Origin of the sequence: Pseudonocardia sp. MH-G8 (assembly GCF_002262885.1) — a bacterium.
Lineage (GTDB): Bacteria > Actinomycetota > Actinomycetes > Mycobacteriales > Pseudonocardiaceae > Pseudonocardia.
In genome coordinates this window covers 485,749-506,197 of the sequence record NZ_NKYF01000003.1, presented here as the reverse complement: position 1 = coordinate 506,197, position 20,449 = coordinate 485,749, and the positions used below count along the sequence as shown (strand labels likewise).

Genomic DNA, 20,449 nt, shown 5'->3' with positions numbered 1-20,449 from the left:
ATTTGCGCCGCGTGGCCGGCCCAGCCCGGCGCCGACGCGCGGAAGCAGAGCCGGGTCCACATGGTCCTCCCGAGCCGGATGCCGCGGTTGCCCCATGGTCGGGGCAGCGTCGGCCGGGTACCGATCGCAGAGCCCGTCGCCCGTCGGCGTGCGGCGGCCGGGGGCACGCTCGTGCATGCCCTGCTCGACCGAGGCGAGCCGCGGCTCAGGTCCGCAGCCGGCTCCCGCGCCACCATGAGATCGCCGCTCCGGAATGGATGCAGCGTCGCCGCACGAGCGCCGGGAGCGCCCGGCACGACCGGGCTCGCACCGAGCCACTCCACCGGCCTCGAGAGCGGCCACGAGGCGCGGGACCAGCTCGCACCGGGCCCCCACTCGCGCCGCCCCGGGGACCGCGTGGCCGGCCGCTCAGCGGTGACGTGCCCCGCCCGCGGACGACCTGGTCGCGGCGACGGGCCGACCTCGCCGAGCCTCATCCGCGAGCTGATCGTCGAGGTGCCCGACGGCGCATCTACACCTCACACATCCGGCGGCGCACGCCGATCAGGTCGGCCAGACCGCGCCGGCCGCCAGCGCGGTCGCCCCGGCGGCCCCGGCTGTCCGGCCCGGCCGAGCCGCGCCGGCCGACTCGATCCGCTGCCGTTCGCCGTCGGGACGCAGGACGGGAACGGCGGGTGAGTCCGGCGACCGCGGCCATGAACCGGCACCGCCGTCCTCACGCGTATGACGCGGACCCGGCGGCTGCGCTGGACTCCCGATCTCCAGCCCGCGGTGCCCGGCCACATGGAAGGCGGACCCCCCGCTCGATGACGGCCGCAGATGCGCTCCACGCGCGCAACCCGGGCTGCTGTTCCACGTGAAACAACGTCCGCGAGCGCGCCCCGTACCGCCCGGCGGCTGCGGGTGACTCTCGATCTCGAGGCCTCCTCCAGCCCGCGGTACCCGGCCAACCCGCCATGGCCACATGGAAGGCAACCTCCCGCTCGATGACGGCCGCGGATGCGCTCCACGCGCGCAACCCGTGCTGGTGTTCCACGTGAAACAACGTCCGCGAGCGCGCCCCCGTACCGCGCTGCCGCTCGAACCTGCCTCAGCTGCCGGCGCCCGCAGGTCCTTGCGCGACCGACCCGCGGTTCCGCCGAACGCGGTCGCGAACGACGACACATGGTCACTCCAGGAACGGCGGGGGCGAGTGCTACGCGCCAATCGGGGAGATGGGTCGCCAGCCGATCTCCGATGATGGCCGACCAACCCGTGATCACCGCCGATGACACGCACGACTTCCAGCCCCGGCTCCGCACGATTCGGCCGGTCGCCCAGGGGCTGACGACGCGATCTGGAACCGCGCTCGATACGACCGTTCCGACATCCAACTGACGATCACGACGATGGCGCGCTCCACCCGGCGCCGCGCTATCGATCCACACATCGCCCCGCGAGCACCAGCGCCGGCCACCGGGCCGCGTACGCAGCAGCAGCGCCCGTTGCACGACGGCGGGTTCGCCACGACCCCCCTCACTGGAGCACCACGCGCCCGTAGCGGCCGCGCACGGGCCCGCGAGCCTCCGGGCCGCACCGGGGCCACACGCAAGGGTGTGCGCGCGTCGCGGCGAGGCGAGTCAGGGGGCGAGCAGGCGGCCGTCGAGGTGGCCGAAGACGGCGTCGTCGCTGCCCCAGCCCGCCACGCGGTGGGCGGCCGCGCGGCGCCGACCCGCCGTCAGCAGCCCCGCCAGCTCCTCGATGCCAGGGGTTGCTTGCGGGCCGGCCGATTCTCGCTCGGCCGTCAGGGGAGCGCCGCCGGGACGCGGCACGCGGTGATCGATCTGATCAGCACCTGAAGGCGGGCGCGGCGACAGTGGCGTGCCAGTCGGGATGATCATGGCCGGATGATCGGTCCGAGTAGTGCAGGGGAGCTGCCGCGACGACGTCAGGCGCTGCTCGCATCGATCACCATCCGACATCACGGACGCGGTTCGGCAACGCCCTCGATCTCGCGCGACCAGCTGCGCGTGGTCCACGCCGAGCCCGCGCCCGCCGAGCGCCGTCACCGGCGCGAGTGGGGCCGACGTCGAGAGCGACGAACACCGGCACCGGAAAGCTCGATCTCGGACTTGTGGTGGCGCGGTCGGGAACCGGGGCGCGATCGTTCCTGCGCCGAGATCACGATGGCGGCGCGCAAGACCGCGCGCTCGGGCGCCGATTGGGACCGACGGCGGCCTGTCCAGGGACCCGCGGAAACCCGGAGCGGCCTGTCATAACGTTGGCGTCCCAACCCCGTGCATCCGGGGTAGCCGCGGTCAGTCCCCGGCCCGGTCCATGATGCGGGCGATCCGCTCGAGGTCCTCGACCGAGCCGAACTCGACCACGATCCGTCCCTTGCGCTGCCCGAGCTCGACCTTGACGCGGGTGTCGTAGGCGTCGGAGAGCCGCTCGGCCAGATCCTGCAGCCCGGGCGCCTGCATCTGCTTGCGACGGTTCGGCTTCGGAGCGCTCGTGGGGGAGTCACGCCGCAACAGCACGACCGCTTCCTCCGTGGCGCGCACCGAGAGGCCTTCCGCCACGATGCGGGTGGCCAGCTCCTCCTGCTGGCCCGCGTCCTCGACGCCGAGCAGGGCGCGGGCGTGACCGGCGGACAACACCCCTGCAGCGACCCGCCGCTGGACCGACACCGGGAGCTTCAGCAGGCGGATCGTGTTCGTGACGACCGGTCGGCTGCGCCCCAGCCGGTCGGCCAGCTCGGTCTGCGTGACCCCGAACTCGGCGAGGAGCTGCTCGTAGGCCGCCGCCTCGTCGAGCGGGTTCAGCTGGACGCGGTGGATGTTCTCCAGGAGCGCGTCGCGCAGCATGGCGTCGTTGCCGGTGCTGCGGACGATCGCCGGCAGCCGAGCGAGGCCGGCGCGCTGAGCGGCCCGCCAGCGCCGCTCGCCCATCACCAGCTCGTAGGAACCGGGAGAGGCCTCACGCACCACGATCGGCTGCAGCAGCCCGAACTCGCGGATGGAGTGCTCCAGCTCGGCGAGCGCCTCCTCGTCGAACTGGGTGCGGGGCTGGTGCGGGTTGGGCCGCACGGCAGCGAGGTCGATCTCCCGGTACACCGCGCCGCCTACCGACGCGGGCGCCGACTGCTCGGCAGCCGCCCCGTCGGGCCCGGGTGCGGTGGGCGCCCCCGGCGCCGTGGCGACCGCCGGCTTCGGCAACGCCGACGTCGCACGCGGGCCCTGACCGGTGCTCGGTGCGCCCGCGCTCTCCGGCTGGGCGGGCGCGGTGGGGATGAGCGCGGCCAACCCGCGCCCGAGCCCGCCCTTGCGCTGGGGGGCCGGCAGCCGCGCCGGAGGCGTCTCGCGCTCGGTCATCATGGCTACCGCCCGTCCTGGCGCTGGGCAACGCCCATCTGGGCGCCGCGCTCCGCGATCTCACGCGCGGCGTCGACGTAACTCATCGCACCGCGGGAGCCCGGATCGTAGGCGAGCACCGTCTGGCCGTAGCCGGGGGCCTCGGAGACCTTGACGCTGCGCGGGATCACCGTGCGCAGGACCTCCGAGCCGAAGTGCGAACGGACCTCGCTCGTGACCTGGTCGGCGAGCTTGGTGCGGCCGTCGTACATCGTGAGCAGGATCGTCGACACGTGCAGCGCGGTGTTGAGGTGTGCGCGCACCAGGTCGATGTTGCTCAGAAGCTGGCCGAGGCCCTCGAGTGCGTAGTACTCGCACTGGATGGGGATGAGCACCTCTTTGGCCGCGACGAGCGCGTTGACCGTGAGCAGGCCGAGCGACGGGGGGCAGTCGACGAAGACGTAGTCGACGTCCAGCTCCTCCAGCGCCTCCTCGGAGAGCGCCTGCATCAACCGGTTCTCCCGGGCCACCATGCTGACGAGCTCGATCTCGGCGCCTGCGAGGTCGATCGTGGCCGGCACGCAGAGCAGGTTGGGTGAGGCCGTGCTCTCGGCCGCGGCCTCGGCCAACCGGATCTCCCCGAGCAGCGCCTCGTACACCGAGGGCGTGCCGAGCCGGTGCTCGACGCCGAGCGCGGTGCTCGCGTTCCCCTGGGGGTCGAGGTCGATCACCAGGACCCGGACGCCGTGCATCGCCAGCGCCGCGGCCAGGTTCACGGTCGTGGTGGTCTTGCCGACGCCGCCCTTCTGGTTCGCGACCGTCAGCACGCGCCGGTGCGTGGGGCGGGGCATGCGGTACCGGTCGGGGTGCAGGACCCGCGCGGCCCGCTCCGCCTCCTCCGCGATGGGCGTCCACCCCGGTGTTTCACGTGGAACATGCGGCGCCTGGTCCGGGGACATCTCGTACTGGGACACCTTGAACGTCACGCCTGCCCTCTCCTACGCCGCGAGGGGACCGGCCGAATGGTCTCCCGCTCGACGACGACCACGGTGCTCGGAGGGTCGATCATCCCGGCACCGCACCGCTCGATCCAGGGGACCCCACCGCCGAGCCGGCGGATGGCGCCGATGTTGCGCTCGACCTCGTCCGCTGCGCTCGCACCCTTGATGGCGAGCATGCGCCCGCCCGGACGGAGCAGCGGCAGGCACCAGCCGGCCAACCGGTCCAGCGGCGCAACGGCCCGAGCGGTCACCACGTCGGCCCCCTCCCATCGCCGCCGCACCACATCATCTTCGGCCCGGCCGCGCTCCACGTCCACCGCCACGCCGAGATCCGCGATCACCTCACGCAACCAGTCGACACGACGGGCGAGCGGTTCGACGAGGACGATGTGGGAATCAGGCCGGGCAAGCGCCAACGGTATCCCGGGCAGCCCCGCCCCCGAGCCCACATCCACCAGACGAGCGCCGTCCGGCAGGAGCGAGGCGACGACCGCACAGTTCAGCACGTGCCGCTCCCAGACGCGGGGAGCCTCCCGCGGCCCGATCAGGCCGCGCTCGACGCCCGACGTGCAGAGGTGCTCGGCGAAACGCCGCGCCAGCGGGAGCCGGTCGCCGAAGACGGCGATGTCCCGCGCCGTGTCGCCGGCACCCTGCTCGCCGCCGCCCGGATCGCCGCCACCGGCGTCGACACCGAGGTCAGGCACCGCGGAAGACGATGACCTGCCGGCGCGGTTCCTCGCCCTCGCTCTCGCTGGAGACGCCCTTCACGCCGGCGACGGCGTCGTGCACGACCTTGCGCTCGAACGGCGTCATCGGACGCAGCCGCACGGACTCGCCCGACTCCAGCACGTCCTTGGCCGTGCGGCTGCCGAGCTCGGTGAGCTCGTCGCGCCGGGCCTGGCGCCAGCCGGCGATGTCGAGCATCAGCCTGCTGCGGTTGCCCGATGCCTGCTGCACGGCAAGCCTGGTGAGCTCCTGCAGCGCCTCGAGCACCGCACCGCGGTCGCCAACGAGCTTCTCCAGGTCCTCACCGCCGTCGATGCTGACGATCGCGCGCCCCGCCTCGACGTCGAGGTCGATGTCGCCGTCGTAGTCGAGGACGTCGAGCAGGCGCTCGAGGTAGTCGCCCGCGATGTCGCCCTCCCGTACCAGCTGGTCCTCACCGGAGGTGGTGGCGGAGGTGGCCCCGTCCTGCGCAGTCTTCGGCACGATGCGTCTCCTCTCTGAACAGGTGCGTCGCGCCCCGATCCCGGCGCGCGACGCTGCAGCCGCCGGTACCGGCGACCGCGAATGGTTCGTGGGTCAGCGGCGCTTGCGGGGGCGGCGCGCCGGCGGTCGCGAGCTGCCTCCGCTGCGGGCGCTCCGCGCACCGCGGCTCTGGCTGCTGCCGGCGCCCGCGCCGTCCGTCGCACCGTTCGTGGCGCTGTTCGTGGCGCTGTTGGTCACGGCGTCCTCGGCAGGATCCTCAGCCGCGTCCGCGGCACCGTCCTTCGCCGCGGGGGCGGAGCCGCCGTTCGTTCCCGGCGTGGCGCCGTTGGCCGACGCGCCGTCGGCGCCCTTCTTGCGCATCACCGGCTTGGCCCCCGGTCGCTTGGCGGGCTTGTCCTCCTCATCGGGCGTGGCCTCCGGGCGCACCGGCTTCTGGCCGGGACGCGGGGCGCGCGCCTGACGGGTGACGGCGGCCTGCTCGCGCTTGGCGCTCTCCTCGACGTCGATGCGCTTGTAGACGACGTACTGCTGGCCGAGCGTCCACAGGTTGTTCGAGACCCAGTACAGCAGCACGGCGAGCGGCAGGAACGGCGCGCCCACGACCACACCGATCGGGAACACGTACAGCATCAGCCGGTTCATGATCGCGGTCTGCGGGTTCTCGGCCTGCGCCGCGGTCTGGCGGGCCACCGAGTGCCGGGCCGTGATGTGTGTGAAGACGCCCGCGGCGATCATCAGCGGGATCATCACGATGATCATCGAGGCGACCGACGTGCCGGCCGCGTTGAGGAACTCCTCGCCCTGCAGCACCCAGTTGCCGAGCTTCGCGCCGAACAGGGAGGAGCGGTTGAAGGACTCGACCTCCGACAGCCCGAAGAAGTAGTTCTCGGTGCGCGGCAGCCCGTCCTTGGTCAGCGGACCGAACTCGCGCAGCACGTGGAACAGACCGATGAACACCGGCACCTGCACGAGGACCGGCAGGCAGCCCCCGAGCGGGTTGACGCCGTGGTCCTTCTGGAGCCGCTGCATCTCCTCGGCCTGCTTCTGCCGGTCGTTCGCGTACTTCTTGCGAAGCTTCGCGATCTCCGGCTGGAACTCCTGCATGCGGCGCATGGAGCGCACCTGGTGCACGAACGGCTTGTAGAGGATGGCGCGCAGCGTGAAGACCAGGAACATCACCGACAGCGCCCAGGCGAGGCCGCTGTCGGGGCCGAGGAGGAAACCGAACGCCTTGTGCCAGACCCAGAGGATGAACGAGACCGGGTAGTAGATGAAGTTCAGCACGGGGCTTGCTCCTCGAAGTGGTTCCGGGCCGAGCGAGGACGGCGCGGCGGCACCGGGTCGACACCGCCAGGGTGCCACGGTGCGCAGCGGGCCAGCCGCCTGACGGTGAGCCACGAACCGCGCAGCAGCCCGTGCACCTGCAGGGCCTCGATGGCGTACGCGCTACAGGTGGGGTAGAAGCGGCAGGTCGGTGGCAGCGCAGGCGACACCCAGCGCTGGTAGCCGCGCAGGAGCGCGATGGGGATACGCGAGAGCGGGAAACGCCGCGCCTCAACCACGCCGCGCTCCGGACACCTTGCGCAGGGCGGTCTTCAGCCCCGAGTCCAGGTCCTCGGCGAGCTCGGCCGACGAGGCGGAGGCGGAGGGAGGCAGCGCGCGGATCACGAGCAGCGACCCCGCGGGCAGCGTGCCCAGCCGCGGGGCCAGCAGGTGGCGCAGCCGGCGGCTGACGCGGTGCCGGACCACGGACCCACCGACCGCCTTGCTCACCACGAGCCCGGCGCGCGGGCGGGACATCTCGTTCGTGGGCGCGCCGTCGATCGGCCCGACGTCGCACTTGAGGTGGACGACGAGCCGGGACCGACCGCTGCGGCGCCCCCGCCGAAGCACGGACGCGAACTCGTCCCGGTGCGTGAGCCGGGACCCGGCCGGCAACACCGGAACGGCCGGATCAGGCGGAGAGCCGCTGGCGGCCCTTGACACGGCGGGCGGCGACGATGGCGCGGCCCGCACGGGTGCGCATCCGCAGCCGGAAGCCGTGCGTACGGGCCCGGCGGCGGTTGTTGGGCTGGAAGGTGCGCTTGCCCTTGCTCACGGTTGGCTCTCCTGGTCGACTGCGGTGCGGGGCACGCCGTCGCTGATCATGATTCGCTGGTTCGGACGGTGGTGCTGGCGGTGCTTCGGTACCCGCACGCGGACCGCGCGCCACCCTCGGGCAGCACACGGCACACGTCATGCACGGGCACGGTTGGTTCCAGGGTACGCAAGCCGCGAAGAGGGGGTCAAACCAGGTCATACACCCACCGGGGCCTCGATCATCCCGATGCCCGATCGCGGGATGTCCCCGGCTTGTGACAGGGCCGCGTGCTTGTTAGCGTCCCCCCTCCACAGCGCGATCCCGGGGGATCGCCGGAACATCCACGGCTGCACCGGGCCCGCACGTGTCGACGCTGCGTGCCCGCGTACCGTCTTGCGCACAGGTGTGGACAAGTCTGGGGATGATCGGCCCGTCCGGGTCCGATCCGTCCAGCGCGCGACGACCGGGAGGGGAGCGCAGACCGGTGGCCGACCAACCAGGAGACCTGGGTCAGGTCTGGAACCGCGTCATCGCCGACCTCTCCGGCGCCACGGCGGCACCGGGCGCCCAGTCGCTCTCCCCGCAGCAGCGCGCGTTCCTCCGGCTCACCCGGCCCCTCGGCCTGATCGACGGCACCGCGCTGCTGGCGGCGCCGAGCGAGTTCGCCAAGGACGCCATCGAGCGGATCCTGCGGCGCCCGATCAGCGACGCGCTCGGCCGGCACCTGGGGGTCACGGTCAACCTCGCCGTCGTCGTCGACGCCTCTGCTGCGTCCGGTGGCACCGAGGTCCCCGACCCGCCGGGCACATTGCCTCGCGGCGCGGCGCCCGCTGTCGGGGTGGTCCCGCACCCGGCACACGACCACGAGTCCGACCGGGGCCCGACTCCCGGCGATCCCGGCACCGACGGCCGGTCCGCCGCGGACGGCCGGTCCGCCGCCACGGACGGCAGCCCGCTGCCGAGCACGGGCCCGCTCACGACCGTCACCGAGACCACGCCGCCGCACACCAACGGCGGAGGCTCCGGTCGCGGCCCCGAGGTCTGGCCCACCTACTCCGGACCACCGGCGGGCGAGCAGGTCACGCCGCGCTCGCAGACACGGCTGAACGAGAAGTACCTCTTCGACACCTTCGTCATCGGTGCGTCCAACCGCTTCAGCCACGCCGCGGCCGTCGCGGTGGCCGAGGCGCCGGCGCGCGCGTACAACCCGCTGTTCATCTGGGGCGACTCCGGGCTGGGCAAGACGCACCTGCTGCACGCAGTCGGGCACTACGCCCAGCGGCTCTTCCCCGGCATGCGCGTGCGGTACGTCTCCACCGAGGAGTTCACGAACGACTTCATCAACTCCCTGCGCGACGACCGCAAGGTGGCGTTCCAGCGCCGCTACCGCGACGTCGACGTGCTGCTGGTGGACGACATCCAGTTCCTGGAGGGCAAGGAAGGCACCCAGGAGGAGTTCTTCCACACCTTCAACACCCTGCACAACGCGAACAAGCAGATCGTCGTCTCCTCCGACCGGCCGCCGAAGCGCCTCGAGACCCTCGAGGACCGCATGCGCACGCGGTTCGAGTGGGGCCTCATCACCGACATCCAGCCCCCGGAGCTCGAGACCCGCATCGCGATCCTGCGCAAGAAGGCCGCACAGGACCGGCTCGCGGTTCCCGGCGACGTGCTGGAGTTCATCGCCGAGCGCATCGAGCGCAACATCCGTGAGCTCGAGGGCGCGCTCATCCGCGTCACGGCGTTCGCGTCGCTGAACCGCCAGCCGGTCGACACGCAGCTCGCCGAGATCGTGCTGCGCGACCTCATCCCCGATTCGGCCGCGTCCGAGATCACCGCCCCGACGATCATGGCCGTCACCGCCGAGTTCTTCGGCGTCACGATGGACGAGCTGTGCGGGCCGGGGAAGTCGAAGGCGCACGCCCAGCCGCGCCAGATCGCCATGTATCTGTGCCGCGAGCTCACCGACCTGTCGCTCCCGCGCATCGGGCAGACCTTCGGCGGTCGCGACCACACCACGGTCATGCACGCGGACAAGAAGATCCGCAACGAGATCGCCCAGCGGCGCAAGACCTTCGAACAGGTCCAGGAGCTCACGGCGCGCATCAAGCAGCGCGCGCGCCACTGACCGTCAGCTCGGTCCGTCAGGTCGCTTCTGCCGTGACCGCACCGGCACCGGCTCCCCCGGGCAGCTGACGTCCCACTCCCGACGGTCTGGGGGCGGGTGGCGGCCTGTCCCGGGCCACCGGGACAACGCATGCCCGCCCGCGGCCGGGGCTCCGAACGCACCGCTCCCGCCGTTCGGCGACACCCGCACCGGAACGGCCGCGCCGATCGCTCCGCGTGCACGGGCCGTACCGCGCCGTCACCACAACCGGTCACCAGAAGTCGTCACCCGTGTGCGGGGAGAGAGCACCTTGGGTTGCTCCGGAGCGGATCGAGGGCCGGAATCCGGTCGCCCTCCGTCCCCACTCGACCACTCTTCACCCACATCTGGGGACAACTCTGTGGATGGGCGCCGCGAGGCCGGTGGACGGATCGTGTGCAGTCCGTGGACAACCGGTGTTCAACACGGGGACAGGTCGGCCTGCTCGGGCTCCATCCACCGGGACGACGATCCCCCCACCGCTGCGCCCACCGACTGCTCCACACCTCGACACGGCCTCTGACCTGCCGGAACAGCACCCATCCACACTGCACACAGGCCCTGTTACTACTGCTGGAGTTCTCTCTAGAGATCTCAAAGAAGAAAGAAGGGGGGTGGATGGTTCTCGGACGTGACTCCCGGATCGGGTACCCCCTGGCCGGGATGACACCCGTGGCCGAGAGGCTCTACGGTGGTGCCTCCCGGCCCGGGTCGTCCCGGCACAGCCAGCACGGCGGCCGGGCGCACGCACCGTCACGACACCGCCGGCCACGAAGCCGGCGGCGCCGCCGTCCCCACCGTCAGCGCGAGAGGTCCCCGCCATGAAGTTCCGGGTCGAACGCGACGTCCTGGCCGACGCGGCCGCCTGGGTGGCCCGCAGCCTCCCGGCCCGGCCCCCGGTCCCGGTCCTGGGCGGTGTCCTCATCGAGGCCACCGGAGGACCGGACGGCGACCGCCTCACGGTTTCCGGCTTCGACTACGAGACCTCGGCGCGCGTCGAGCTCGACGCGACGATCGGTGACCCGGGGCGCGTCCTGGTGTCGGGCAGGCTGCTGGCCGACATCACGAAGGCGCTCCCGTCGAAGCCGGTCGACCTCGTCGTGGACGGCTCCCGCGCCACGATCAACTGCGGCAACAGCCGGTTCAGCCTCCCGACGATGCCGGTCGAGGACTACCCGCAGCTGCCGTCCATGCCGCAGCTCGCCGGCACCGTGGCGGCCGGGGAGCTCGCCGCCGCCGTCGCGCAGGTCGCCGTCGCCGCCGGCCGGGACGACACGCTGCCGATGCTCACCGGCATCCGGCTGGAGATCGAGGGGGAGCGCCTCACGCTCGCCGCCACCGACCGGTTCCGGCTCGCGGTGCGCGAGCTGGACTGGACGCCCGAGGACGCCGCGCAGTCGAGCGCCGTGCTGATCCCGGCCCGCACGCTCGCCGAGGTCGCCAAGACGCTCGCAGGGGCCGGCACCGTGGAGCTCGCGCTCTCCGCGGGTGACGGGATGCTCGGCGTCACCGGGGCCGGCCGTCGGGCCACCACCCGCCTGCTCGACGCGGAGTTCCCGCGCTTCCGCCAGCTGATCCCGGCCGATCACACGAGCGCCGCCGTCGTCGAGGTCGCCCCGCTCGTCGAGGCGATCAAGCGCGTGGCGCTGGTCACCGACCGGGTCGCCCAGGTGCGGCTGGAGTTCGCCGCCGACGGGCTGCGCCTCGCCGCCGGCGGCGACGACGTCGGCAGCGCCGAGGAGGAGCTCCCCTGCGAGCTCGACGGCGCACCGCTGACGATCGCGTTCAACCCCGGCTACCTGCTCGACGGCCTCGGCGCCCTGCACACCGATCGCGCCCAGCTGACGTTCACCACCCCCAACCGTCCCGCGTTGGCGCGACCCGTGCCGGCCCCCCCTGCGGAGGACGAGGCCACGGAGGAGACTGCGGAGCCGGTGCCGGGTTACCTGCACCTGCTGATGCCCGTCCGACTGCCTGGTTAGGCGGCGCGCACGGGCCTCGCTCCCCGTCGACAGACACGACTCCAGGAGAGACAACCGTGCAACTGGGACTCATCGGGCTGGGCCGGATGGGCGGCAACATGCGCGACCGGCTGCGGGCCGCAGGCCATGAGGTCGTCGGGTACGACCCCCGCCCCGACGTGAGCGACGTCGAGTCGCTGGCGGCCCTCGCGCAGGCGCTCACGGCGCCGCGCGTGGTGTGGGTGATGGTCCCGTCCGGGGAACCGACGCGCAGCACCGTCCGCCAACTCGCCGACGTGCTCGACTCCGGCGACCTCGTCATCGACGGGGGCAACTCGCGCTACACCGACGACGCCCCGAACGCCGCGCTGCTCGACGGCAAGGGGATCGGGTACCTCGACGTCGGGGTCTCGGGCGGCATCTGGGGCAAGGCCAACGGCTACGGCCTGATGGCCGGTGGTGCGGCGGAGCACGTCGAGCGCGCCATGCCCGTCTTCGACGCGTTGCGCCCGGAGGGACCGCGCGAGGAGGGGTTCGCACACGCCGGGCCGGTGGGCGCGGGCCACTTCTCGAAGATGGTCCACAACGGCATCGAGTACGGCCTGATGCAGGCCTACGCGGAGGGCTTCGAGCTGCTCTCCGCAGCCGAGCTGATCACCGACGTCCCGGGCGTGCTGCAGGCCTGGTCGCGGGGCACGGTGGTGCGCTCGTGGCTGCTGGACCTGCTGGTCGTGGCGTTGAAGGAGGACGCGGGGCTCGCCGCGCTCGACGACTACGTCGAGGATTCCGGCGAGGGCCGTTGGACGATCGAAGAGGCCATCCAGCACGCCGTGCCGCTGCCGGTGATCTCCGCCGCGCTGTTCGCCCGGTTCGCCTCGCGCCAGGACAGCTCGCCCGCGATGCGGGCGGTCGCGGCGCTGCGCCAGCAGTTCGGCGGGCACGCGGTGCGCTCCTCGGCCGGCCCGGCCGGCACCCCCGGCGAGCACGCCGGCCCGACCTCGGGCACCGGCACCACCCAGGACTAGTGCCCGCCCGTGTACCTGCGCCGCCTCGCCGTCACCGACTTCCGCTCGTGGGAGAGCGCCGAGCTCGACCTGGAGCCCGGCGTCACCGTCCTGGTCGGGCCGAACGGTGTGGGCAAGACCAACCTGGTGGAGGCGGCGGGGTACCTGGCCACCCTCGGTTCGCACCGCGTCGCCACGGACGCGCCGCTGGTCCGGCGCGGCGCGGAGCGGGCCGTGGTCCGCGGCGTGGTGGTGCACCACGGCCGTGAGCTGGCCGTCGAGATGGAGATCGCGGCCGGGCGTGCGAACCGGGCGCGGGTGAACCGCGCGCCCGCCAAGCCGCGGGAGGTGCTGGGGATCCTGCGCACGGTCCTGTTCGCGCCGGAGGACCTCGCGCTCGTCCGCGGCGATCCGGGGGAGCGGCGCCGCTTCCTCGACGACCTGCTGGTGTTGCGCTTCCCGCGCTTCGCTGCCGTGCGTTCGGACTACGACCGGGTGCTGCGGCAGCGCTCGGCCCTTCTCAAGACCGCACGGGGCGGTGGCGACCTGCGCACCCTCGACGTCTGGGACGGCCACCTCGCCCGCCACGGTGCCGCGCTGCTCGCAGGCCGGCTGGAACTCGTCGCCGGGATCGCGCCGCTCGCCGTGGACGCGTTCGCCGAGGTCGCCCCGACCTCGGACGCGATCGCGGTCGGCTACCGCTCGAGCCTCGAGGGCGAGCTGCCGCCCTCGGCGAGCGAGCTGGAGCCCCTGCTGCTGGACGCGCTGGCGCGCGTGCGCCGGCAGGAGGTGGAGCGCGGGGTGTGCCTGGTCGGTCCGCACCGCGACGACCTCGACCTGCGGTTGGGGGAGGGGCCGGCGAAGGGGTACGCGAGCCACGGCGAGTCGTGGGCGTTCGCACTCGCGCTGCGGCTCGCGTCCTACCTGCTCCTGTGCGCCGACGACGTCGAGCCGGTCCTGGTGCTCGACGACGTGTTCGCCGAGCTGGACACACGACGCCGCAGTGCCCTCGCCGAGGTGGCCCGCCGCGCCGAGCAGGTGTTGATCACTGCCGCGGTCGCGGAGGACGTTCCCGAGGGCCTCCACGGGGTGCGGTTCGCGGTGAGCGGAGGGTGTGTCGAGCGGCTTGCGCAAGAGGCCACGTCAGGAGGCCGGCTGTGATCTCGACCACCTGGGGACAAAGGTGTGGATACTGTGGATAACTCTGGCCGTGCTGGTGATGACGAGCAGAAACGACCGTCCGCCGCGCCTCGAAAACCGTCCAGCGCACACGATTCGGGGGCACCTGTCCCCAACCTTGGGGATGGATCGGGGATGACCGTTGATCGCGGGAGCGGTGCGGACCTTGCCCGCGAGGCGCTGCGGGCCGCCCGGGAGGCCTCCGCGGAGCGGGCCGCGAAGCGCACCGCGGAGATGCAGGGACGCAAGCCGGTGAAGTCGCGCGGCCGCCGGCGGCGGTGGTCGGGCGCGGGGCCCGACGACCGCGACCCCCAGCCGTTCGGACGGCTGGTCTCGCGTGTGGCACTGGATCGCGGCTGGTCGCCCCGTCTCACCGACGCCACCGTCCTCGGTCGCTGGCCTCAGCTGGTGGGGGCCGAGATCGCCGATCACTGCACGCCGCTGTCGTTGCGTGACGGCGAGCTCGTCCTGCAGGCCGAGTCGACGGCGTGGGCCACGCAGCTGCGCACGTTGCAGCGTCAGCTGCTGGGCCGGCTCGCGGGGGCCGTCGGGCGGGACGTGGTGCGGCGGATCCGCGTGGTCGCGCCGTCGGGACCGAGCTGGCGGCACGGTCCGCGGCACGTACGCGGTCGCGGGCCCCGGGACACCTACGGCTGATGTCCGCGCGCCCTGCGCCGAATCAGGGCGACGTGATGCGGCCGTAGCCCGTCCACCGCCCCGTGGCAGCCTCGCGGACCCGTCCCGGTTCCCGATCGGCTGCCTGCGGCGATTCTGGGGGTGTCCTAGCCGCGTTTCTGTGGGAGGCCCCCGGTATGATGGAGCCGTGTTCCCGGGCGCTCCCCGACCGCCCGGTCTAGAGGCTCTGACGCGGGGGCGCGCTTGCGTGGCCCGCCACGGGCCGTCGTGTGTGGCGAGGAGACAGGCTGCCCGTGCCGGAGAAGAAGAACGCTTACAGCGCGTCGTCCATCACCGTCCTCGAGGGGCTCGAGGCGGTCCGCAAGCGGCCCGGCATGTACATCGGGTCCACCGGCGAGCGGGGCCTGCACCACCTGATCTGGGAGGTCGTGGACAACGCCGTCGACGAGGCGATGGCCGGCCACGCCACGCGCGTCGAGGTCACGCTGCAGGACGACGGTGGCGTGCGGGTGGTCGACGACGGTCGCGGCATCCCGGTGGGCATGCACCCGGTGGAGAAGCGTCCCGCCGTCGAGATGGTGCTCACGATGCTGCACGCCGGCGGCAAGTTCGACAGCGATTCCTACGCCGTCTCCGGCGGCTTGCACGGCGTCGGCGTCTCGGTGGTCAACGCGTTGTCCACCGCGCTCGACGTCGAGATCCACACCGACGGGTTCGTGTGGCGCCAGCACTACGCGCGCTCGGTGCCGGGCCCGCTGCGCAAGGGCGAGCCCACGACGAAGACCGGCAGCACCGTCACGTACTGGGTGGACCACGACATCTTCGAGGAGACCACCTACAACATCGAGACGATCCGCCGCCGGCTGCAGGAGATGGCCTTTCTCAACAAGGGCCTCACGATGGTGCTGCGCGACGAGCGCAACGGCGACAGCGGCGAGTCGGAGGAGCCCGACGCCGAGGGTTACGTGGCGAAGGTCAAGGAGTACACCTTCTGCTACCCCAACGGGCTCGAGGACTTCGTCGCACACCTGAACAAGAGCAAGGACCCGATCCACAAGAAGCTCGTCTCGTTCACCGGTGAGGGCCCCGGCCACGCGCTCGAGGTGGCGATGCAGTGGAACTCCGGCTACACCGAGTCGGTCTACACGTTCGCCAACACGATCAACACCCACGAGGGCGGCACCCACGAGGAGGGCTTCCGCTCGGCGCTCACCACCACCGTCAACCGGTACGCGCGCGAGAAGAAGCTGCTCAAGGAGAAGGATGCGGCGCTCTCGGGCGACGACATCCGCGAGGGTCTCGCCGCCATCATCTCGGTGAAGGTCAAGGAGCCCCAGTTCGAGGGCCAGACCAAGACCAAGCTCGGCAACACCGAGGTCAAGTCGTTCGTGCAGCGCATCAGCAACGAGTGGCTCGCCGACTGGTTCGAGCGCAACCCCACCGAGGCGCGCACCATCGTCAACAAGGCGGTGCAGTCGGCGCAGGCCCGGATGGCGGCGCGCAAGGCGCGCGAGCTGGTGCGGCGCAAGAGCGCGGGCGACATCGGCGGCCTGCCCGGCAAGCTCGCCGACTGCCGGTCCACGGACCCGAGCAAGTCCGAGGTCTACATCGTGGAGGGCGATTCCGCGGGCGGCTCCGCGAAGTCCGGGCGCGACTCGATGTACCAGGCGATCCTCCCGATCCGCGGCAAGATCATCAACGTCGAGAAGGCCCGGCTCGACCGGGTGCTGAAGAACACCGAGGTCCAGGCGATCATCACGGCGCTGGGCACCGGCATCCACGACGAGTTCGACCTGTCGAAGCTGCGGTACCACAAGATCGTGCTGATGGCCGACGCCGACGTCGACGGCCAGCACATCCGCACCCTCCTGCTCACGCTGCTGTTCCGCTTCATGCGGCCCCTGGTCGAGGCAGGGCACGTGTTCCTCGCGCAGCCGCCGCTCTACAAGATCAAGTGGGGCGGTCGCGGGGCCGTTCCGGAGTTCGCCTACACCGACCGCGAGCGGGACGGTCTCATCGAGGCAGGCCGGGCCGCGGGCAAGAAGCTGCCGAAGGACGAAGGCATCCAGCGCTACAAGGGCCTCGGCGAGATGAACGCCAAGGAGCTGTGGGAGACCACGATGGACCCGGCCCACCGGTTGCTGCTGCAGGTCACCCTCGACGACGCCGCCACCGCCGACGAGCTGTTCTCGATCCTGATGGGCGAGGACGTCGAGTCGCGCCGGTCGTTCATCACGCGCAACGCCAAGGACGTGCGGTTCCTGGACGTCTAGTCCGGACCGTCCCTTAGCCGCACGAGCAGAGAAGGACCATGACCGACATCCTGGACCCCACGTTGCCGCCGCCTGGAGAGGGCGACCGGACGGAACCGGTCGACATCCAGCAGGAGATGCAGCGCTCCTACATCGAGTACGCGATGAGCGTGATCGTCGGCCGCGCGTTGCCGCTGGTCGAGGACGGGCTCAAGCCGGTGCACCGGCGCGTCCTGTACTCGATGGGGGAGAACGGCTTCCGCCCCGACCGCAGCTACGTCAAGTGCGCGCGCGTGGTCGGCGAGGTGATGGGGAACTACCACCCGCACGGCGACTCGGCGATCTACGACGCGCTGGTGCGCCTCGCACAGCCGTGGTCGCAGCGCTACCCGCTGATCGACGGGCAGGGCAACTTCGGCTCGCGCGGCAACGACCCGGCTGCCGCCATGAGGTACACGGAGTGCCGGCTGACCCCGCTCGCGATGGCGATGCTGCAGGACATCGACGAGGACACCGTCGAATTCGCCGACAACTACGACGGCAAGACGCAGGAGCCGCTGGTCCTGCCGTCGCGGGTGCCCAACCTGCTCATCAACGGCAGCGTCGGCATCGCCGTCGGCATGGCCACCAACATCCCGCCGCACAACCTGCGCGAGGTCGGCGAGGGCGTCGTCTGGGCACTGGACAACTGGGAAGCCACCGACGACGAGCTCCTCACCGCGCTGATGGCGCGCATCAAGGGTCCCGACTTCCCGACGGCCGGCCTGATCGTCGGTCGCGACGGCATCGAGCAGGCCTACCGCACCGGCCGCGGCTCGGTGCGGATGCGCGCTGTCGTCGAGGTCGAGGAGGACGCCAAGGGGCGCGCCACTCTGGTGGTCACCGAGCTGCCCTACCAGGTCAACCCGGACAACCTCATCGAGTCGATCGCGCAGCAGCACCGCGACGGCAAGCTGTCGGGCATCGCCGAGATCAACGACGAGTCCTCGGACCGCGTCGGCATGCGCATCGTCATCACGCTCAAGCGTGACGCCGTCGCCAAGGTCGTGCTGAACAACCTCTACAAGCACACCCAGCTGCAGCAGGGCTTCGGCGTCAACATGCTGACCATCGTCGACGGCGTGCCGCGCACGCTTCGGCTCGACCAGGTGGTCCGCAACTACGTCCGGCACCAGATCGAGGTCATCGTCCGGCGCACCCGCTACCGGCTGCGCAAGGCCGAGGAGCGGGCCCACATCCTGCGTGGCTACGTCAAGGCGCTCGACGCGCTCGACGAGGTCATCGCGCTGATCCGCCGGTCGGAGACGGTCGACATCGCGCGGCAGGGCCTGATCGAGCTGCTCGACGTCGACGAGATCCAGGCGCAGGCCATCCTGGACATGCAGCTGCGGCGGCTCGCCGCGCTGGAGCGCCAGAAGATCATCGACGAGCTGGCCGAGATCGAGCGCACCATCGCCGACCTCGAGGACATCCTCGCCCGGCCGGAGCGGCAGCGCACCATCGTGCGCGACGAGCTCACCGAGATCGTCGAGAAGCACGGCGACGAGCGGCGCACCGTCATCGTGGCCGACGAGGGCGACGTCACGAACGAGGATCTGATCGCCGTCGAGGACGTCGTCGTGACGATCACCCAGACCGGCTACGCGAAGCGCACGAAGACCGACCTGTACCGGGCGCAGAAGCGCGGCGGGAAGGGCGTGCAGGGCGCGCAGCTGAAGCAGGACGACATCGTCGCCCACTTCTTCGTGTGCTCCACGCACGACTGGATGTTGTTCTTCACGAACAAGGGCCGGGTCTACCGGCTCAAGGCCTACGAGCTGCCCGAGGCCAACCGCAGCGCTCGCGGGCAGCACGTGGCGAACCTGCTGGCGTTCCAGCCGGACGAGCAGATCGCCCAGGTCATGCAGATCAAGGACTACCAGGCCGCGCCGTATCTCGTCCTCGCGACGAGAACCGGTCTGGTGAAGAAGTCGCGGCTCACCGACTTCGACTCCAACCGCTCGGGCGGCCTGATCGGCATCAACCTGCGCGAGGACGACGAGCTCGTCGGCGCGGTGCTCTGCTCCGCCGACGACGACCTGCTGCTGGTGTCGGCGGAGGGGCAGTCCATCCGGTTCGCCGCGAGCGACGCGGCGTTGCGGCCGATGGGCCGCGCCACCTCGGGCGTCCTGGGGATGCGGTTCAACTCGGGCGACCGGCTGCTGGCCCTCGCCGTGGTGCGTTCCGACACGTTCGTTCTGGTCGCAACGGCCGGTGGATACGCCAAGCGCACCCCGATCGAGGACTATCCGGTACAGGGTCGTGGCGGAAAGGGTGTTCTGACCCTCCAGTACGACCGTCGTCGTGGCACTCTGGTCGGCGCGCTCATCGTCGGGATGGACGACGAGCTGTACGCGATCACCTCGAGCGGCGGGGTGATCCGCACATCGGCCCGCGAGGTCCGCAAGGCCGGCCGGCAGACGAAGGGGGTTCGCCTGATGAACCTCGGTGACGGAGCCACGCTGCTCGCGGTCGCCCGCAACGCGGAGGACGACGACGCGGACGACCCGGAGCTGAGCTGATCGCGCGAGCCCTCCCACCCCACGAGGCCCCCGAGGAGACGTTCACCTCGTGAACGACACGACGAGCACACCCGACGAGCCGGACGGCCGCGGGCGCGTGGCCACCGGTGAGCAGGCCGCGATCCCGCAGCAGGCCGCCGGCGCGCAGGGCACGTCCGCGGATCCCCACGGGGCCGCGGTGACCAACGGGTCGGCGCAGACCGACGGCGGCGCCGCACCGGCGGCCGACCAGGCGGCGGATCCGGGGGCCGGTCACACCGGCGGGCCCACGGCGGCCTCCACCGGGATCCCCGCGGGCGATCCGGCGGCCGCCACGGTGGCCGACCCGACCGGGTCGGATGCGCCCACCACGCAGTTGCGGCTGCCTCCGACGGAGGCAGCCGCGGCAGCACCGGAGGCCGCGGGAGCCCGTCCCTCACCGGGGCCGCGCGCGCCCGAGCCGGAACCGGCCCCGGGGCCGGTTCCCGGGCCGGGGCCGGAGGCGGCGGCACCGCCGCCGTGGCACCGGATGGCGGGACGCGACACCACGGAGCAGCCGACGCAGCAGGTCGCTGCGGAACCGCCACCGAGCGGGGGCGGACTGCTCGACGAGGGCCCGACCGCCTTCCTCGAACCGCCGTCCCATCAGGACGACAACACCCGCGCGGAGGGCGGCACGTCGGCCGAGGGCGGGAGCTGGTCGTCCGTGCGGTCGGTGCGCAACCGCCCGCCGCGGCAGGCCACGTTGCAGCTCAAGCGGTTCGACCCGTGGTCGGCGCTGAAGCTGGGGCTCGTGCTGGCCGTCGTGCTGTTCTTCATCTGGCTGGTGGCGGTCGGGGTGCTCTACGGCGCCCTCGACGGCATGGGTGTGTGGGATCGGCTCAACGGCACCTACGCCGACCTGGTCTCCGGCGACACCCCCACCGGCAGCCCGCTGATCAGCGCCGGGCGGGTGTTCGGCTTCGCCGCGGTGATCGGGGCGATCAACAGTCTGCTGTTCGCGGTGGCCGTCACGGTGGGCGCGTTCGTCTACAACGTGTCGGCCGACCTCGTCGGCGGCATCGAAGTCACCCTCTCCGAGCGGGACTGACGCGAGGGGGGATCCGGTT

General features: G+C 72.0%; 17 protein-coding genes. 8 read left to right on the top strand and 9 right to left on the bottom strand.

Translation table 11 applies throughout. From position 1 onward, the window contains the following. Nucleotides 1-1,619: 1,619 nt before the first annotated feature. The 9 genes from CFP66_RS11860 to rpmH form a co-directional block, all read right to left on the bottom strand. Nucleotides 1,620-1,811: a hypothetical protein gene (locus tag CFP66_RS11860; RefSeq protein ID WP_094922982.1), complete on the bottom strand. Its 192-nt coding sequence runs from the start codon at nucleotides 1,809-1,811 to the stop codon at nucleotides 1,620-1,622. Nucleotides 1,812-2,297: 486 nt separating this feature from the next. After that, nucleotides 2,298-3,356 carry a ParB/RepB/Spo0J family partition protein gene (locus CFP66_RS11855; protein ID WP_233159339.1) on the bottom strand — a complete coding sequence of 353 codons (1,059 nt, stop codon included), beginning with the start codon at nucleotides 3,354-3,356 and terminating at the stop codon, nucleotides 2,298-2,300. A 2-nt stretch (nucleotides 3,357-3,358) separates the two neighbouring features. After that, a complete protein-coding gene (locus tag CFP66_RS11850; RefSeq protein WP_094923141.1) occupies nucleotides 3,359-4,291 on the bottom strand; it encodes a ParA family protein in 933 nt (310 codons plus the stop codon). Nucleotides 4,292-4,314: 23 nt separating this feature from the next. After that, a complete protein-coding gene (gene rsmG, locus CFP66_RS11845) occupies nucleotides 4,315-4,959 on the bottom strand; it encodes a 16S rRNA (guanine(527)-N(7))-methyltransferase RsmG (RefSeq protein ID WP_094923139.1) in 645 nt (214 codons plus the stop codon). 70 nt (nucleotides 4,960-5,029) lie between these two features. Next, nucleotides 5,030-5,542 (bottom strand): R3H domain-containing nucleic acid-binding protein, encoded by a 513-nt coding sequence (locus tag CFP66_RS11840; RefSeq protein WP_198961382.1) that lies wholly within the window; start codon nucleotides 5,540-5,542, stop codon nucleotides 5,030-5,032. Nucleotides 5,543-5,635: 93 nt separating this feature from the next. After that, entirely contained in the window at nucleotides 5,636-6,826 is a 1,191-nt protein-coding gene (gene yidC, locus CFP66_RS11835; protein WP_094922979.1) for a membrane protein insertase YidC, read from the bottom strand. After that, nucleotides 6,820-7,104 carry a membrane protein insertion efficiency factor YidD gene (yidD, locus tag CFP66_RS11830; RefSeq protein WP_094922977.1) on the bottom strand — a complete coding sequence of 95 codons (285 nt, stop codon included), beginning with the start codon at nucleotides 7,102-7,104 and terminating at the stop codon, nucleotides 6,820-6,822. Before yidD ends, yidC begins: the two co-directional genes overlap by 7 nt. Then, nucleotides 7,097-7,483, bottom strand: coding sequence for a ribonuclease P protein component (gene rnpA / locus CFP66_RS11825; RefSeq protein ID WP_094922976.1), 387 nt, complete (start codon nucleotides 7,481-7,483; stop codon nucleotides 7,097-7,099). Before rnpA ends, yidD begins: the two co-directional genes overlap by 8 nt. Nucleotides 7,484-7,496: 13 nt before the next feature. Then, nucleotides 7,497-7,640, bottom strand: coding sequence for a 50S ribosomal protein L34 (rpmH, locus tag CFP66_RS11820; protein ID WP_094922974.1), 144 nt, complete (start codon nucleotides 7,638-7,640; stop codon nucleotides 7,497-7,499). 466 nt (nucleotides 7,641-8,106) lie between these two features. Here rpmH and dnaA point away from each other — a divergent pair, with 466 nt between their 5' ends. The 8 genes from dnaA (at nucleotide 8,107) to CFP66_RS11780 (ending at nucleotide 20,430) form a co-directional block, all read left to right on the top strand. Further along, nucleotides 8,107-9,750 (top strand): chromosomal replication initiator protein DnaA, encoded by a 1,644-nt coding sequence (gene dnaA, locus CFP66_RS11815; protein ID WP_094922973.1) that lies wholly within the window; start codon nucleotides 8,107-8,109, stop codon nucleotides 9,748-9,750. Between the two features lie 839 nt (nucleotides 9,751-10,589). Further along, nucleotides 10,590-11,750, top strand: coding sequence for a DNA polymerase III subunit beta (gene dnaN / locus CFP66_RS11810; protein ID WP_094922971.1), 1,161 nt, complete (start codon nucleotides 10,590-10,592; stop codon nucleotides 11,748-11,750). Between the two features lie 56 nt (nucleotides 11,751-11,806). Then, nucleotides 11,807-12,754 (top strand): phosphogluconate dehydrogenase (NAD(+)-dependent, decarboxylating), encoded by a 948-nt coding sequence (gene gnd, locus CFP66_RS11805; protein ID WP_094922970.1) that lies wholly within the window; start codon nucleotides 11,807-11,809, stop codon nucleotides 12,752-12,754. Between the two features lie 9 nt (nucleotides 12,755-12,763). After that, a complete protein-coding gene (gene recF / locus CFP66_RS11800; RefSeq protein ID WP_094922968.1) occupies nucleotides 12,764-13,894 on the top strand; it encodes a DNA replication/repair protein RecF in 1,131 nt (376 codons plus the stop codon). A 153-nt stretch (nucleotides 13,895-14,047) separates the two neighbouring features. Continuing rightward, entirely contained in the window at nucleotides 14,048-14,569 is a 522-nt protein-coding gene (locus CFP66_RS11795; RefSeq protein WP_094922967.1) for a DciA family protein, read from the top strand. Between the two features lie 272 nt (nucleotides 14,570-14,841). Further along, nucleotides 14,842-16,821: a DNA topoisomerase (ATP-hydrolyzing) subunit B gene (gyrB, locus tag CFP66_RS11790; RefSeq protein WP_094922965.1), complete on the top strand. Its 1,980-nt coding sequence runs from the start codon at nucleotides 14,842-14,844 to the stop codon at nucleotides 16,819-16,821. A gap of 38 nt (nucleotides 16,822-16,859) precedes the next feature. Further along, nucleotides 16,860-19,361, top strand: coding sequence for a DNA gyrase subunit A (gene gyrA, locus CFP66_RS11785; RefSeq protein WP_198961381.1), 2,502 nt, complete (start codon nucleotides 16,860-16,862; stop codon nucleotides 19,359-19,361). Between the two features lie 49 nt (nucleotides 19,362-19,410). Then, nucleotides 19,411-20,430 (top strand): DUF3566 domain-containing protein, encoded by a 1,020-nt coding sequence (locus tag CFP66_RS11780; RefSeq protein ID WP_369805015.1) that lies wholly within the window; start codon nucleotides 19,411-19,413, stop codon nucleotides 20,428-20,430. The last annotated feature ends 19 nt before the right edge of the window (nucleotides 20,431-20,449 follow it).

Coding starts and splice junctions, on each gene's coding strand:
- CFP66_RS11855 (WP_233159339.1), bottom strand. CDS start 3,356: ATGATGACCGAGCGCGAGACGCCTCCGGCGCGGCTGCCGGCCCCCCAG.
- CFP66_RS11850 (WP_094923141.1), bottom strand. CDS start 4,291: ATGTCCCCGGACCAGGCGCCGCATGTTCCACGTGAAACACCGGGGTGG.
- dnaN (WP_094922971.1), top strand. CDS start 10,590: ATGAAGTTCCGGGTCGAACGCGACGTCCTGGCCGACGCGGCCGCCTGG.
- CFP66_RS11795 (WP_094922967.1), top strand. CDS start 14,048: ATGACCGTTGATCGCGGGAGCGGTGCGGACCTTGCCCGCGAGGCGCTG.
- gyrA (WP_198961381.1), top strand. CDS start 16,860: ATGACCGACATCCTGGACCCCACGTTGCCGCCGCCTGGAGAGGGCGAC.